At 67.1% G+C, this 14,979-nt stretch carries 12 protein-coding genes; 9 read left to right on the top strand and 3 right to left on the bottom strand.

The features are described 5' to 3' along the window. Positions 1 to 203 precede the first annotated feature (203 nt). Positions 204 to 1,292, bottom strand: a complete 1,089-nt coding sequence (locus HDC36_RS18110) for an alginate lyase family protein (RefSeq protein ID WP_255432801.1) — start codon at positions 1,290 to 1,292, stop codon at positions 204 to 206. Between the two features lie 429 nt (positions 1,293 to 1,721). Here HDC36_RS18110 and HDC36_RS18105 point away from each other — a divergent pair, with 429 nt between their 5' ends. From HDC36_RS18105 to HDC36_RS18090, 4 genes are all read left to right on the top strand, one after another. Further along, positions 1,722 to 2,324: a hypothetical protein gene (locus HDC36_RS18105; protein WP_179570077.1), complete on the top strand. Its 603-nt coding sequence runs from the start codon at positions 1,722 to 1,724 to the stop codon at positions 2,322 to 2,324. 10 nt (positions 2,325 to 2,334) lie between these two features. After that, positions 2,335 to 2,640, top strand: a complete 306-nt coding sequence (locus HDC36_RS18100; RefSeq protein ID WP_179570075.1) for a hypothetical protein — start codon at positions 2,335 to 2,337, stop codon at positions 2,638 to 2,640. Positions 2,641 to 2,714: 74 nt separating this feature from the next. Continuing rightward, positions 2,715 to 3,029 (top strand): hypothetical protein, encoded by a 315-nt coding sequence (locus HDC36_RS18095; RefSeq protein WP_179570073.1) that lies wholly within the window; start codon positions 2,715 to 2,717, stop codon positions 3,027 to 3,029. Between the two features lie 156 nt (positions 3,030 to 3,185). Next, positions 3,186 to 3,836, top strand: a complete 651-nt coding sequence (locus tag HDC36_RS18090) for a DUF480 domain-containing protein (protein ID WP_179570071.1) — start codon at positions 3,186 to 3,188, stop codon at positions 3,834 to 3,836. A gap of 206 nt (positions 3,837 to 4,042) precedes the next feature. On the opposite strand, the gene HDC36_RS18085 is transcribed toward HDC36_RS18090, so the two are convergent. Both HDC36_RS18085 and HDC36_RS18080 read right to left on the bottom strand, forming a co-directional pair. Then, entirely contained in the window at positions 4,043 to 4,585 is a 543-nt protein-coding gene (locus tag HDC36_RS18085) for a DinB family protein (protein WP_179570069.1), read from the bottom strand. Positions 4,586 to 4,603: 18 nt separating this feature from the next. Next, entirely contained in the window at positions 4,604 to 5,131 is a 528-nt protein-coding gene (locus HDC36_RS18080) for a GNAT family N-acetyltransferase (RefSeq protein WP_179570067.1), read from the bottom strand. Positions 5,132 to 5,550: 419 nt separating this feature from the next. Here HDC36_RS18080 and HDC36_RS18075 point away from each other — a divergent pair, with 419 nt between their 5' ends. The 5 genes from HDC36_RS18075 (at position 5,551) to HDC36_RS18055 (ending at position 14,903) form a co-directional block, all read left to right on the top strand. After that, on the top strand, positions 5,551 to 7,332 hold the full coding sequence (locus tag HDC36_RS18075; RefSeq protein ID WP_179570065.1) for an autotransporter assembly complex family protein: 1,782 nt from the start codon (positions 5,551 to 5,553) through the stop codon (positions 7,330 to 7,332). Next, complete coding sequence (locus HDC36_RS18070) at positions 7,329 to 11,168, top strand: translocation/assembly module TamB domain-containing protein (RefSeq protein WP_179570063.1); 3,840 nt, start codon at positions 7,329 to 7,331, stop codon at positions 11,166 to 11,168. The genes HDC36_RS18075 and HDC36_RS18070 overlap by 4 nt, the downstream gene beginning before the upstream one ends. 353 nt (positions 11,169 to 11,521) lie before the next feature. Beyond that, the gene (locus HDC36_RS18065) at positions 11,522 to 11,683 is read left to right on the top strand and encodes a hypothetical protein (protein WP_179570061.1); all 162 of its coding nucleotides are present in this window, start codon (positions 11,522 to 11,524) and stop codon (positions 11,681 to 11,683) included. A 218-nt stretch (positions 11,684 to 11,901) separates the two neighbouring features. Then, a complete protein-coding gene (locus tag HDC36_RS18060) occupies positions 11,902 to 14,049 on the top strand; it encodes a S46 family peptidase (protein WP_179570059.1) in 2,148 nt (715 codons plus the stop codon). Between the two features lie 236 nt (positions 14,050 to 14,285). Then, positions 14,286 to 14,903 carry a DNA-3-methyladenine glycosylase gene (locus tag HDC36_RS18055; protein ID WP_179570058.1) on the top strand — a complete coding sequence of 206 codons (618 nt, stop codon included), beginning with the start codon at positions 14,286 to 14,288 and terminating at the stop codon, positions 14,901 to 14,903. Positions 14,904 to 14,979 lie beyond the last annotated feature (76 nt).

The following is a 14,979-nucleotide window of genomic DNA, read 5'->3' as shown; positions in this document are numbered from 1 at the left end:
CCCTTCCTTGCGGCTATTGATCGCCGGCTCGGCCGTCGTGTCGGCCCCCTGCGCGGGCGTAGACAGCCGAAGGTCAAACTGACCGCAGGAAAAATAAACTCTGATCCCTGTTTTCGGGCCGTGATCTGACCCTCACCGGCGTCACGGCGCAGACAGGCAATAGCGTGCCAATGCTTCGATGGCATCGCGGTCGACCAGCCTCTCTAATTGTCGCTCGACAGCGGCCGCGTCGGCAGCAAGCTCAAAGCCAGGCGCAGGTCCGCCGTGCTGCTACCGAGCTGGGTGGCCAGACGGGCGCTGTCGGGAGCGTAGGCGGCCGTCAACGACAGCAACGGCAATGCATCGCGCGGAGCGTAGGCACTGCCGACCACATGGCCCGCTTCGCCGTTGCGCGAGCGGGCCTTGTCGAAGGCGACGTCGCTGCCGACGAATTCGGCATGGGTCTTGTCGCCGCGGAGGTAGGGCAGCAGCCATTGCACGCTGCGCGCGAGCGAGGCGCCGTTGCGCGCCTGCCAGTGATACAGGTCGTCGCCACGCTCGGAGAACGCCAAGGCGAGCGTCACCAGGGGGCGCAGGTCATAGACATGGTAGGACAGCGCATCGCGCTCGATGAAGTCGATGCTCTGACCGTCCGGTCGCAGGTTGTCGCCGATCTGTTGCTTGAAGCCATCCCTGGCGTAGGCGATCAATGCGTCGTCGTCCAGCGCGATGCCGATCAGGCCGACGGTCTTCAGGCGATGGCTATGCCAGTTGTTGGTGGCGGTCTTGCGCTTGGGATCGCGCGACGCGATCTCGGCGCGCGCAATGCGCCGCATCCAGTCGTCGACGTCATCGCGGGTGCCGGTCGGCAGCGATTTCCTGACGATGCGATAGGCAAAGATCGCCGGCTCCAGGCCCGTCTCGTCGATGGGTTGGCCGGTAGGCTGGTTCACTGCGGCCCATCGTCCTAGATAGTCGCCGGCTTTCGTCGCATAGCGTTCCTCGCCGGTCAGGGCATAGGCCACGGCCAGTGCCTGGATCTTGCGCATGTCGCCCAAGCTGGCTTCGGTGCTTGCCTTGACGGGGTCGCCTTTCAGCCGGCCGGCGGTGCTCAGCACGGCGATAGGGTGCGCGGTATCGTGCAGCGCGGCGTTGGCCAGGCGCAGTTGTGCGGCAGCCGCGTCGTTGCCGGTGCCGAGTTGGCGCCATTGCTGCTCGGTCGGCCAAAGGCGCTGTATCGCAGCGGCCGGCGCGCATGGCGACAGGACTAGGACGGCGATGGCGAGGCTAGCTCGCAACCCGGCGAAAGACATAGAAGGCACTCCGTGCGACGGCGGCGACTCGCGATTTTGGCGAATCTATGCCCCGCGGCATGAACCGGACATGGCTTCAGGCGCGAGCGTGCGAATGCGGCGCGCGTTGACCACGTCCGTGTGTGGATGCACCGGGCCGAAGCCGAACATCACCATCGACAGCGGTTGAACATGGCGCGCGAAGATGCGGACGACAGGGGATCGCTAGCCTGCGTTGTCAGGACTATCCCGACAGTACGTCGGAGATGCTCGGATGGTGGATCTGCCTGCAGCACTAGACAATGCAGCAGCGCCGAATCGCAGTCAGGGGATTTCGTTTCGTCGCCGATCGCTCGCTTCGCAGCACGGCACACCGCATTCCAGCGATGCGGTCTTCCGGTTCCGCCTGCACAAACATCCCCTGCTGAATTCCCAAGGAAGGATCGATCCATGGTCGGTAGAAAACTCTCGTGGCTGTGCCTGGCGTCGCTTGCCGCAACGACCGCTTCTTGCGCCATCGTCAAGAACGCCCCGCAACTCTTCCTCTACGACGAGCCTACCGACGGCGAGCGCACGCGCCTGCGTCTGCTGGGCGCGACCGACAACGCCGTGATCTATCCGGGCACCACCTGCAATCGCGGCCATGTACCCGGCTTCGGACGGGTTGCGTTCTCTCCGTTGACTGCGCATCGGAACCTGCAGATGCCGCGCTTGAGCGATACACCGAAGCGCTCGCTTGAACTCTATGTTCGTTCCGAGCAGCCGGTCGTGCTGTCATTCGACGCCGGCGCGTCGGCGCCTGCCGCACCGTGTCCGCCTGCGCCGCCCGGCTATCGGATGGTCTGCAATCGCCCGATCGGCCATGGTCCCACCTGTATCGCCGCAGGGACGTTCGTGCCGCAAGCCGGGCAGGACTACGAAGCCGTCCTGAACACCGCGTCCGGCGGGTGCAGTCTGGATATCTATGCGCTCGTCAAAGACGCCGATGGTCGGATCGATCGGCGTTCGGTGCCCAGTCGCTCGCCTACATGTCCCGCCGAACAGCAACAATAAGGAACGTTCCGTGTCATTGAAAATATGGATGTATGGGGTCGCTGTCGCCGCCGTGGTGCCTGCGTTGGTCGGTTGCGCCAGTACCGGCAAGAAGGTCGCCTTCGTCGAGCCGGTGCAGACGCCGTTGACCGTGCTTGCCAGTACCGACTCGAAAACGCGTGGCTTGCGTGTCGTAAGGCGCTCGCACACCGCCAAGATGACAAGCGTGAAGGTCATGCAGGGCGTGTTCGGCGCCATGAGTGGACAGGTAGTGACGGGATTCAAGAAGGAGGATCTGCTCGGCACCCCAACGAGGCCATCGTCGATCCTGCGCTGAGTACGCTGCCGACTGCGCTGGAAAAGAGCCTGCATGCGTACGCGGCCGCGCATCCGCAGGATCTGCCGCCAGCGATGTTCAAGGTGAAGGCCGAGGACTGGTTGCTCGTTTACAAGTCGCTGGGAGATGCGGACACGCCCTACGAACTGCGCTTTGCGGTCAGCATGCAGGCGCGGCCTGCGGATGTGGGCGGCGTACGTCAGGCGTCGGTGACGCAGCGTTGCAATCCGGGCGTCATCGAGTTGCCGATCGCCGACTGGGAGGCCGACGACTACGCCAAGGTCAAGCGGCGGGCCGATGAGCTCTCCGAACAATGCGCCGCCGAGTTCGCGCAGAGCTTTCCCGAACTGTTCCACACAGCCGAGAGCGTGGCGGTAACGCAGCAGTAGCCCTGCTGTCGCCGCATCGACGTTGCCGGCGCCGCACTTGTCGGCAGGGCCGCCATTGCCGGGATGGCGGCTGACGCAGACCGGCTCCGTGCGTTGCAGGCGAACCGATCGCGGTTCGGCGCTATGCTGCACGCCATTGCCTGGATGCCGAGCACGATGACCGACACTTCCGCACCCCCCGTTCTCTCCGCCGTCGAAGCTCGTGCGCTAGGCTGCCTGATCGAAAAAGAGGCCACCACACCGGATGCGTATCCGCTCACGGTCAATGCGACGGTGGTGGCCGCCAACCAGAAGACCTCGCGCGAGCCGGTGCTGTCGCTGAGTCCGGGCGATGTGCAGCATGCGCTGCGCCAGTTGGAAGGGCACGGGTTGGCGCGGCAGCAGTTCTCTTCGCGCGCGGTGCGCTACGAGCACCGGTTGGCAGCGGCATTGGATCTGACCCAGCAGCAGGTGATCCTGATCGGGCTGCTGTTGCTGCGCGGCCCGCAGACGGCGAACGAGCTGCTGGCGCGGTCCGAGCGCATGGCGCGGTTCGCCGATGCCGAGGACGTGCGGCACCAGTTGGAGCGCCTGGCGCAGCGCCAGTTGGTGGTGCAGTTGCCGCGCGCCAGCGGCCAGCGCGAGGACCGCTACATGCATCTGCTCGGCGGGCCGATCGATGCGGAGGCGTTGGCGGCATCGTTCAAGGTGCGCCCGGCCGCGTCCGGCAACGACGAGCTGGAAGCGCGGGTGCAGGCGCTGGAAGCCGAGGTGGCAGAGCTGCGCGAGATCGTCGCCGCATTGGAGGCGCAGGGCGATACGGCATAGCGCCGTTGTTCAGCAGGAGGCTGTCGCGGCCGTGCGCTGGCGCGCGTCGCTAGAGAGTCTTCGGCATCATGGCCGTGTCAGCGACTCGCCGAAGGCGATGCCGCGAGTGGTTTCTTCCAGCCGCGCGGCGACGTTGGGCGCTCGGGTCTTGCTGTCTCCACTACGGCTGGCGCGTACGGTTATCGCAGCCGGCGGCTGCGTCGATCTCATTCGATCTCCATCTGCGGAATCAACATCAGCAGATCGGTCACCCCCACCTCCGCGCCGGCCTGGCTGAGCAGGGTGGTGGCCTGGCCGCGGTGGTGGGTCTGGTGATTGAAGAAATGCAGCAGGACATCGCCGAAGCGCCGACGATGGGTGTCGCCGCGGGTGTTGCGGTACTGCAGCGTGATGTCCAGGTCCGCGGCGCTCACCTGCGCCATCCAGGTGGCGATGGTGGCGTCCAGCGCCTGGCGTTTGGTCAATAGCGCAGCCAGGGTCGTGGCCTGCACTGCGTCGAGCGCGGCGGGAGTCGGAGCGGCGGCGATCGCGCTCAACGCCGGGTACTGGGCCGGATGCTGGGCGAAGCGCTGCAGCCAGATCGTATCGGCCACCACCAGGTGGTTGAGCGTGCCCAGCAGCGAGCCGAAGAAGGCACCGCGCGGTTGCGCGACCGCTTGTTCCGGCAGGGTCACCGCGGCCGCATACAGGCGCTCGTTCATCCATTGGTTGTAGCGCGCCAGCAATTGCAGCGATTCCAGAGCGTCCACGGCTCAGGCTCCCGGTCGTTAGTTCGAGGCAGACAGGTCGCGTGCGTACAGCTCGACCTCGTGCGCATCCGCGGCGATCCGCATGCGGCCCTGCGCAGCGAAGCCCAGCGCTTCCAGCAGCCGTGTCGAGCGCGCGTTGTCCGGCGCCACGATCGCGCACAGACGCGGCAGCGCCAGGGTGTCTTGCGCGTACGCCAGGACAGCGCGCGCGGCTTCGCAGGCATAGCCGTGGCCTGCGTAAGGCTGCAACAGGGCGTAGCCCAGGTCCGGACAGGGCAGGGTGGGGCGCAGTACCAGGCCGGCCACGCCGAGCCAGGCGCCGTCGTCGCGGCGTTCCACGGCATACAGGCCGAAGCCGTTCTGGGCGTAGCTGAGCACTGCGCCGTCGGCGAGGTAGCGGCGCGCCTGGGTCTCGTCGCGCACGCCGCGGTCGCCGATGTGGGCCAGGAAGCCAGGGTCGTTGAGCAACGCCAGCATCGCGGCGGCGTCGCGGTCCGGCTCCAGCAAGCGCAGGCGCAGGCGCGCGGTTTCGATCACGGTGGACACTGCACGTCCTTGCGGGGATGACGATCGCGCAAGCGTGGCGCGGCCTGTGCGGATTGGCAAGCTGCAGGGGGTGGGCGCGGACATTCGGCGCTTGTACGGCTTGGCCGCGCGAAGGAACACGTCGTCTGCTGCCCGCTGGGCGCCCCTATGGCGCGCCGGCAGCGCCGCCGATGCGCAGGTAGCAGCGAGCGCGGCCTCTCACCGCCGCGCAGGATGGCATCCGGCAGCGCGCGCGGCGCATTCAGGCGCGCGTCCCGGATCATGCCGCAACGACACGGGATGCCGCCGCCGACGCGGTCGCCGATGCCGCACAGGACCACGGCAACGACCTCCCACCAAGCGCTTACGCGACCTTGCCGACAGATGCAAGCCAACGTCTAGTTAACAGCTTCACACGGTGTGTCGGTATTCTGGCGCCCATGCGATCCATCCCCCGCCTCGCCCTGCTCTTGTCCTTGCTGTCGCTGGCCGGCTTCGTCCAGGCGCGCGGCACGATTGAAAAAGTCCAGATACAAGGCCTGGACAAGGGCGACGACGCGGCGATGATCGAGAACATCGAAGTCTCGCTGTCGCTGTACCAGGCCATCGGCAAGGTCCAGGGCGAATCGCGCCTGGAGTACCTGCTGAGCCAGGCCGAGCGGCAGACCCGGCAGGCGCTGGAGCCGTTCGGCTACTACACCCCGACCATCACCGTCGAGGCGCCGCGCAACGACGACAAGCTGACCGTCACCCTGCACGTGGACAAGGGCGAGCCGGTGCGGGTACGCAACTTCCATGTGGGCATCACCGGGCCGGCCGAGGACGACCGCTACCTGGGCGAGGACCTGCAGAAGTTCCATCCCAAGGCCGACGAGGTCTTCGACCACACCACCTATGAGACCAGCAAGGTCACCATCACCCGGCGCCTGGCCGAGCGCGGCTACTTCGATGCCGACTTCACCCAGCGCCGGGTCGAGGTGACCCGCGCCGACCATGCCGCCGACATCGACCTGAGCTGGGACAGCGGACGCCGCTACAACATGGGCGCGATCCGCTTCCACCAGGACTATTTCAACCAGGACCTGTTCGATCCACTGGTGTACTGGGACAAAGGCAGCTACTACCACGAGGGCAAGCTCGACCGGCTGCGCGAGTCGCTGGTCAAGCTGGACTATTTCAGCACCGTCGACATCCAGCCCAAGCCCGAAGAGGCCGACGCCGACGGCAACGTGCCGGTCGACGTGAACCTGACCCGCGCCAAGCGCAGCATCTACACCAGCGGCATCAGCTACGGCAGCGAGAGCGGCGCCGGCGTGCGCCTGGGCGTGGACCGCCGCTACGTCAACGCGCGCGGGCACAAGCTCAGCACCCAGCTGGACTACGCGCAGAAGCGCAAGAGCCTGATCACCAGTTACCGGGTGCCGGCGTTCCGCTGGCTCGACGGCTGGTACACCGCCTCGATGCGCGCCTACGACGAGCAGACCGACTACATCGACCTGCGCAACCTCAAGCTCACCGGCAGCCGCAGCGGCGAGATCAACGAGCACTGGACCGCGATCGCCTCGCTCAATGCGCTGCGCGAGCGCTGGCGCTACGCCACCGACGAGGTGTTCGACAACGCGCTGTACCAGTATTCCACGCTGGTCTATCCGCAGATCGAAGCCGACTACGTGGGCGTGGACGACAAGGTATTCCCGCGCAAGGGCTTCAGCGGCAACCTCAGCCTGCGTGCCGGCGCCGAAGGGCTGGGCTCGGACGCCAGCTTCACCCAGGCGCACATGCGCCTGAGCTGGTTCCAGGGATTGGGCGAGAACAGCCGCCTGCTCCTGCGTGGCGAAGCCGGCAGTACCTGGACCAACGCGCTGGTGGCGATGCCGCCGAGCCTGCGCTTCTTCGCCGGTGGCGACAACAGCATTCGTGGCTACGCGTTCCGCGAAGTCGGCCCGCGCACCCCCAAGCCAGACCGCTTCGCGCTCGGCGCCAAGCACGTGCTCACCGGCAGCGCCGAGTACGAGCACTACTTCAAGGGCGGCCCATGGGGCGGCGCGGTGTTCGTCGACAGCGGCAGCGCCTTCGACGATACCCCGGACTGGCACACCGGCGTCGGTTTCGGCGTGCGCTGGCGTTCGCCGGTGGGACCGGTGCGGGTGGACATCGCGCACGGCTTGAACGATCCGGACTCGCAGTTCCAGCTCTACCTCAACATCGGAGCCAACCTGTGAGCGCGACCGGCCCCGCCACGCCCGCGCCGCCGCCGCCGCGGCGCCCGCGCTTCTACCGGCGCAAGCGCTTCTGGTGGGGTTCGGGACTGACCATCGCCGGGCTGGGTTTGCTGGCCTTGCTGGCGGTGTACTGGCTGCTGCAGACGGTGGCCGGGCGCGACGTGCTGCTGGCGCAGGTGGTGGCGCGGCTGCCGGCCGGATCCTCGCTGACCTGGGAGCGCGCCGAGGGCCCGCTGGCCGGCCCGCTGATCCTGTACAACCTGGATTTCCGCTACGACCAGATCCACTTCACCGCCGAGCGCGCCTATCTGGATCCGGACATCCGCCCGCTGCTCGGGCGCAAGCTGCAACTCGACACGCTGCAACTGAAGAACGCCACGCTCAACCTGGCCAAGAGCGACGAACCATTCGCACTGCCGAGCTGGCCGCAGTCGCTGCCGCAGATCGAAGTGCCGCTGGCGCTGCAGGCCGATCGCATCCTGATCAACGGACTGCGCATCACCCAGGCGCAGCAGCCGATGATCGATATCCACACGCTGCATGGCGGCATCGAAGTGGCCAACGGCGAATTTCGCGCGAAGCGCTTGGTCGTGACCAGTGACCGCGGCGACTTCCGCGTCGATGGCGATTACGTGCCGGCGCAGGACTACAAGGCCAATCTCACCGCGAGTGCGGTATTGCCAGCTGCGCGCGGACGCACGCCGGCGCGGCTGGGCCTGATCGCGCGCGGCAACCTGGACAAGATGGAAGTGGCGATCGCCGGCAATGCGCCGGCGCCGCTGCGCGCCACGCTGGTGTTCACCGGCCGCACCGATCCCACCTGGCAGTTCGCGGCGAGCAGCAAGGCGCTGGACCCGTCGCTGTTCGTGCCGCCCGGCGCCGCCGCGGCCCCCGCCAGCGAGCCGATCGCGTTCGACCTGAGTGCGTCGGGCAAGGGCGGCGACGCCAAGTTGCAGGGTCAGCTCGCCTACGGCGCGCAGAAGCTGACGCTGGACCCGTCCAACGTGCGCCTGGACAACCAGGTGCTCACCGTCGCGCCGCTGCAACTGCGCGCCTTCGACGGCCAGGCGCGGCTGCGCGGCACCGCCGACTTCCGCGATCCGGACAACGCCACGTTCCGCTTCTCGGTCAACGCCAGCGGCCTGAATTTCGCCACTGCGCCGGATCCGTCCACACCGGACGCGCCGGCCGTGCCGATCAAGCTGGTCGACGCCAATCTCGGCCTGGCCGGCACGCTGAAACAGTGGGCCACCTACGGCGAAGCCACCGTATCGCGCGGCAAGGACAGCGCCGAACTGCACCTCGATGTGCGCGGCGACGACCAGCGCGCGCAGCTCAAGCAGGTGCAGGCGAAGATGCCCAGCGGCACGCTCGACCTCGGCGGCGAAGTGGCTTGGGTACCGGAATTGAGTTGGGATGTGAACGCCAAGCTGGCCGGCTTCGATCCCGGCTATTTCGCGCCGGGCTGGGACGGCAACCTGTCCGGCCAGTTCGCCTTCAAGGGCAAACAGTTGCCGGCGCATGCCGACGGCAGCGCCGCCGGCTACCAGGCCAGCCTCGACGTGCCGCGCTTGAACGGCAAGCTGCGCAGCCGCCCGCTCGACGCCAACGGCAAGTTCGCTCTGCAGGGCGAACAGGGCGAAGGCAAGCTGCAACTGGCGCTGGGCGACAGCCGCGTGCAGGCGCAGGGCAAGGTCGGCGACCAGCTCGACATCGATGCGCAACTGCAGCCGCTGCAGTTGGCCGATTTGCTGCCCGGCGCCACCGGCAGCCTGCGCGGCAGCGTGCAGGTCAAGGGCCGCCGCGATGCGCCCGACCTCACCGCCGACCTCACCGGCAACGGCCTGAAGTGGGACAGCTACGGCGCCGACAGCGTCAGCCTGCGCGGGCGCCTGCCGTGGCGCGGCAGTGGCGGCGAACTGGCGCTGCGCGGCAGCGCGATCAGCGCCGGCGTGGTGCTCGAGACAGTGCGCGTGGATGCGCGCGGCGCGGTGGAAAACCTGCAGCTCGATGCCGACACCCACAACGACATGGGCGCGCTCGCCTTCGCCGGGCAATTGCGCCGCGACGGCGCGCGCTGGCAGGGCGGCCTGAACACGCTGCGCGTGGCGCCGGCGAAGGGCGAGCCATGGCAACTGCGGCAACCGGCCACGTTCGCCATCGCCGGCAGCGCCTTCACCCTGTCCGACACCTGCCTCGGCGCGAACGGTGGCGGCGCGCTGTGCTTGGCCGCCAACTGGCCCAAGCAGGGCCTGACCGTGCGCGGCGACGCGCTGCCGCTATCGCTGGTGCAGCCGTGGCTGCCGCCCAACAACGGCCGCAAGATGTACCTGCGCGGCGAACTCACCCTCGACGGCAGCTTCAAGCCGGCAGGCAACGCCTGGCAGGGATCGCTGCGCCTGGCCTCGCCGGAAGGCGGCCTGCGCCTGGGCGACAACGCGCGCGGCGAACTGGTGCGCTACGACCAGTTCAGTTTCGTCACCGACTTCACCGCCCAGCACATCCACTCCAAGCTCGGCGTCGGCTTCAAGGGCGACGGCTTCATCGACGCCACCGTGGACACCGGCTGGGATGCGTACGCGCCGCTCACCGGCGAGATCTACATGAACATGTCGCGGCTGTACTGGATGGAGCTGTTTTCGCCCGATCTGGTGCGGCCCAAGGGCCTGGTCGAAGGCCACGTCAGCCTGCGCGGCACGCGCTCGCAGCCGTCGATGGGCGGCAACGCCACGCTCAGCGACTTCACCGGCGAACTGCCGGCGCTGGGCCTGACCCTGAGCGAAGGCAAGGGCCGCTTCGACGCGCAGCCGGACGGCTCGGCGCGCATCGTCGCCTCGGTCAAATCCGGCGAAGGCACGCTCAACGTCGACGGCGGCCTGTCGTGGTACGGCGACACCACGCCGCTGCAGTTGAATATCCGCGGCACCAACGTGCTGGTGTCCAATACCGCCGAACTGCGCGCGGTGGCCAACCCCGACCTGCAGTTCGGCATCGCCAACAAGACCATGAAATTGAACGGCCAGGTCACCGTGCCGTCGGCGGACATCGACCTTGAGCGGCTGGACCGCGGCACCTCGGTGTCCGAAGACGTGGTGGTGCTGGACCCCGCCGACCCGGAAGAAGCGCCGAGCTCGCCGCTGGAGATGGACCTGCGCGTGGTGCTCGGCGACCAGGTCAAGATGGCCGGTTTCGGCCTGAAGGGCGCACTGACCGGCGCCATGCAGGTGCGCTCGCGCCAGGGCCGCGAGATGACCGCCACCGGCGGCCTGGACGTCAGCGGCCAGTACAAGGCCTATGGCCAGGACCTGACCATCACCCGCGGCCAGCTGACCTGGAGCAATAACATCGTCTCCGACCCGCGCATCAACATGCGCGCGCAACGCAAGGTCGGCGACGTCACCGCCGGCATCGACGTCACCGGCCGCGCCACCGCCCCGCGCGCCGACGTGTGGTCGGACCCGTCGATGTCGCAATCCGAAGCAATGTCGTACCTGGTGCTGGGCCGCAGCCTAAGCAACGCCAGCAGCGACGAAGCCGACCAGGTCACCGCCGCCGCCAGTGCGCTGTCGGCAGGCAGCGGCATCCTCGCCTCGCAACTCGGCGCCAAACTCGGCTTCGACGACGCCGGCGTCAGCCAGTCGCGCACCCTCGGCGGCTCGGTGGTCGGCTTCGGCAAATATCTCTCGCCGAAACTTTACGTCAGCTACGGCGTGTCGTTGATCGGTAGCGGTTCGGTCTTGACCCTGAAATATCTGCTCGGCCGTGGTTTCGACGCGGAGGTGGAATCGAGCACGGTGGAGAACCGTGGGTCGCTTAATTGGCGGAAGGAGAAGTAGGGTTTCTTCCTGGTGCTTGCGCCTCAGATGTCGGTGTGTTGAAGGTGATTAGTGTGCTGTCGGGGTTTGCCCAGTAGAGTTATAAGGACGAGTTGATCGGTAGCACTGAGCCGGAGTTCGGGAAGTTGGAGCCGGCTCGCTGTGCAAGCCACTTAGAGCTCAGTGATATGATCGAAACACGTTTTGCAACCAGAACATTCCAGCTGTAGGACTATCGCGTTAGCCATGGGCTGCTGCTTGTTCGAAGCCCGCAAAGCACGGATGAACCCAGGAATGTCGATGTAATTTGCACAGGTGTTGAATATCTTGCCTTACCGCGATTCATGCGCGGGCTGGAGCTTGCGGAGCCTACGTTGGATGAGCTTCAACATTTGGCGGACATGCTCGGCAGAGAGGTTGCTGGATCGTCAGTTGCAATTTTTGTTTCTTCCGGGCGCCGGTTCCCGGTTGTTGCAGCTGGCTTTAAGGTTGAAGAGAACAAAAAACAGATATTCGACAACGGTCTTGAGGCGTGAAGTGATTTTGACTTCGTCGTCCGTGTGTCCGGTTGCGCGACTGCCGTACCTCTAGAGTGCATATCGCCCTCTTGGTTCGGTTGATGGGTGAGCTTGCTCGCGCTGATCCAAGAGCGGTCCCATCTACGGGTTTCATATGCGGCTACGAGTACGGGGTCGGTTGCCGCGAACGCAACGCCCGGCTAAGGTCACGGTCACTGCATCTCCATGACATCCGCATGTCCAAACCCAACGCACTTGCCGCCTCGCTCACCCTAGGCCTCGCCCTCACCGCCACCGCCCATGCCGACGAAGGTATGTGGATGCCATCCCAATTGCCTGAGCTGGCCAAGCCATTGCGCGAAGCTGGCTTTCGTGGGGATCCGCGCGATCTGGCGGCGGTGACGCAGCCGCCGTTGAGTGCGGTGGTGAAGGTCGGGGGCGGGACCGGGGCGTTCGTGTCCGGCGATGGGCTGTTACTCACCAATCACCACGTGGCCTATGGGGTGATCCAGTACAACACCTCGGCCAAGGAGAATCTGATCGAGCAAGGCTTCATCGCCAAGGATCGCGGCGACGAGCGGGCGGCCAATCCGGATTTCCGGGTGTTGGTGACGGTGGGCTTCGACAAGGTCACCGACCAGGTGCTGGGCCCGGCCAAGGGCAAGACCGGGCGTGCCTATTTCGATGCGGTGGATGCAGCGAGCAAGCGCATCGTGGCCGATTGCGAGCGCGAGGGCGGGGTGCGCTGCAGTGTCGCCAACATGTATTACGGCACGGACTTCTACCGAATCCGCCAGCTGGAGTTGCGCGACGTGCGTCTGGTGTATGCGCCGCCGCGGGCGATCGGCAATTACGGCGACGAGATCGACAATTTCATGTGGCCGCGGCACAGCGGCGATTTCACCTTGCTGCGCGCCTATGTCGGCAAGGACGGCAAGCCGGCCGACTATAGCGCCGACAACGTGCCGTACCAGCCGCCGGCGCATCTGCAGATCGCCACGCAGGGGCCGAAGGCCGGGGACTTCGCGATGTTGGCCGGCTATCCGGGCATCACGTATCGGCATCGCACGGCGGCGGAGTTCGACGAGCAGGTGAACGGGGCGTTGCCGCAGCGGGTGGCGGTGTTCGACCAGATGATCGGAGTCATCGAAGCGGCGGGCAAGGTAGATGCGGAGGCACGCACGCGCTATGCGGCGCAGCTGCAGTCGCTGAAGAACAATCGCAAGCGTGCGGCAGGCGAGCTGGAAGGGATGCAGCGCAGCGATGCGGTGCGGCTGCGCGGCGAGGACGAGCGCGGGATGCTCGCCGCCACGCAGGGCGACGATGCGCGCGACATCGCGGCCTTGCAGGCGCTGCTGACCGACGCGTCGGCACTGCGCGAGCGCGATTTGCTGCTGACCTTGATCGGTGCCCAGACCCAGTTGTTGCGCTCGGCGTTGGCGCTGGAGCGGTTGCGGTTGGAATCGGCGAAGCCCGACAATCAGCGCGAAACCGGCTACCAGCAGCGCGACCAAGCGCTGATCGAGGGCACGCTGAAGCAGGTACAGCGGCGCTACTCGCCTGCGGTGGAGAAGGCGCTGCTGAGTGCGCTGCTGACGCGCTACCAGCAGTTGCCCGATGCGCGGCGCGTGGCCGAATTCGACGCGGCGTTCGGGCGCACGCCGGCGCAGTTGCAGCAGGCCCTGGACAAGCTCTATGCCGGGACCAAGCTGGGCGAGGAAGCCGAGCGCTTGTCGCGCTTCGCTGCCGCGCGCGAGGGCAAGCCGGTGGCTGCCGATCCGCTGACGGCGTTGGCCGCGGCGCTGGTGCCGGCGCAACTGCGCCTGGAGAACGAGCGCAAGACGCGCGAGGGCGAGCAGTTGCGCCTGCGTCCGGCCTACATGCGTGCGCTGTTCGCCTGGCGCAAGCAGCAGGAACGGGCGGTATATCCGGATGCCAACAGCACGCTACGCATCAGCTATGGCCGGGTCGAGCCGCTGACGCCGCGCGATGCGGTGAGCTTCGCGCCGGTGACCACGGTGGCCGGCATCGTCGAGAAGAACACGGGGCAGGTGCCGTTCGATGCGCCCAAGCCGCTGCTCGCGGCGATCGCCAAGGGCGATTTCGGCAGCACCGCGGATGCGCAGCTGAAGACGCAGCCGGTGAATTTCCTGACCAACCTGGACACGACCGGCGGCAATTCGGGTTCGCCGGTGCTCAACGCGCGCGGCGAGCTGATCGGGTTGAACTTCGACAGCAACTGGGAGGCGGTCAGCGCCAGCTGGTGGTACGACCCGCGCTACAAGCGGGCGATCCACGTGGACATGCGCTACCTGCGCTGGTTGCTGGCCAAGGTCTATCCGGCGCCGCAGTTGCTGCAGGAGTTGCGGTTGCCTGCGGAATGAGTAAGGCCGTGCCCGGCAAGTGCCGGGCTTGGTGCTCCACAGTGATGCCGGCGGCCGGAGTGCGGCGCGCGGCATTTGGATGGAGCAACGTGCATCCGGGTGCGGCGCCATGCGCGGTGGTCCGTCGCCGGCCAGGCGGTGCCGTGGTGCGCGCGCTACGATCCGCGTGTTTCGGCGCGCATGCTGATCTGCACGCGCCGCAACGTTCTTCACGGGCGTCCCGGTAGGTTGTGGCGATGTTGCCGACACCGCTGCCGCGCACGTTCTACGCCCGCGACTCGCGCCTGGTGGCGCCGCAGCTGTTGAACAAGCTGCTGATCGCCGACGACGGCCGCTGCGGTCGCATCGTCGAGGTCGAGGCGTACTGCGGCGCCGAGGATCCGGCGGCGCATTCGTTCCGCGGCATGACCCCGCGCACGCAGGTGATGTTCGGGCCGCCCGGCCATCTCTACGTCTACTTCATCTACGGCATGCATTGGGCGCTCAACGCGGTCTGCGGTGGCGCGCCCGGGCATGCGGTGCTGATCCGTGCGCTGGCGCCGGTCGCAGGAATCGAGGCGATGCAGTTGGCGCGCGGCGCGGGACGTATCGCCGATCTCACCCGCGGACCCGGCCGGCTGGCAAAGGCGCTTGGTGCTTCGGGTGCGGACAACGGGCTGGATCTGACCCAGGCCAGCTCGCGCCTGTGGCTGGGCGAGGATGGCACGCCTCCACCTGCGGATCCGGTCGCCACGCCGCGTATCGGCATCAGCAAGGCCACGGAGGCGTTGTGGCGTTGGTATGTGCCTGGCGATCCGAACGTGTCGGGGCCTGCGCTGCCGGGAGCGAAGCGCAGGGGCACGCGCGCGAGCTGACGGGGCGCGTTGGGTCCACGCATGCCGGCGCATGGCGCGGCGGGGCAGGCGGGAACCGGCAAGGCGTCGGGACTGA

It is taken from the genome of Xanthomonas sp. JAI131, assembly GCF_013410075.1.
Taxonomy (GTDB): Bacteria; Pseudomonadota; Gammaproteobacteria; order Xanthomonadales; family Xanthomonadaceae; genus Xanthomonas_A; species Xanthomonas_A bonasiae.
Note: the sequence above shows the minus strand (reverse complement) of the source record. Positions and strands in the feature narration are given on the sequence as shown.

What these genes read in the sequence shown, in the direction of transcription:
- HDC36_RS18110 (WP_255432801.1), bottom strand. Translation starts at nt 1,292, where the DNA reads ATGTCTTTCGCCGGGTTGCGAGCTAGCCTCGCCATCGCCGTCCTAGTC.
- HDC36_RS18105 (WP_179570077.1), top strand. Translation starts at nt 1,722, where the DNA reads ATGGTCGGTAGAAAACTCTCGTGGCTGTGCCTGGCGTCGCTTGCCGCA.
- HDC36_RS18095 (WP_179570073.1), top strand. Translation starts at nt 2,715, where the DNA reads ATGTTCAAGGTGAAGGCCGAGGACTGGTTGCTCGTTTACAAGTCGCTG.
- HDC36_RS18090 (WP_179570071.1), top strand. Translation starts at nt 3,186, where the DNA reads ATGACCGACACTTCCGCACCCCCCGTTCTCTCCGCCGTCGAAGCTCGT.
- HDC36_RS18075 (WP_179570065.1), top strand. Translation starts at nt 5,551, where the DNA reads ATGCGATCCATCCCCCGCCTCGCCCTGCTCTTGTCCTTGCTGTCGCTG.
- HDC36_RS18060 (WP_179570059.1), top strand. Translation starts at nt 11,902, where the DNA reads ATGTCCAAACCCAACGCACTTGCCGCCTCGCTCACCCTAGGCCTCGCC.
- HDC36_RS18055 (WP_179570058.1), top strand. Translation starts at nt 14,286, where the DNA reads ATGTTGCCGACACCGCTGCCGCGCACGTTCTACGCCCGCGACTCGCGC.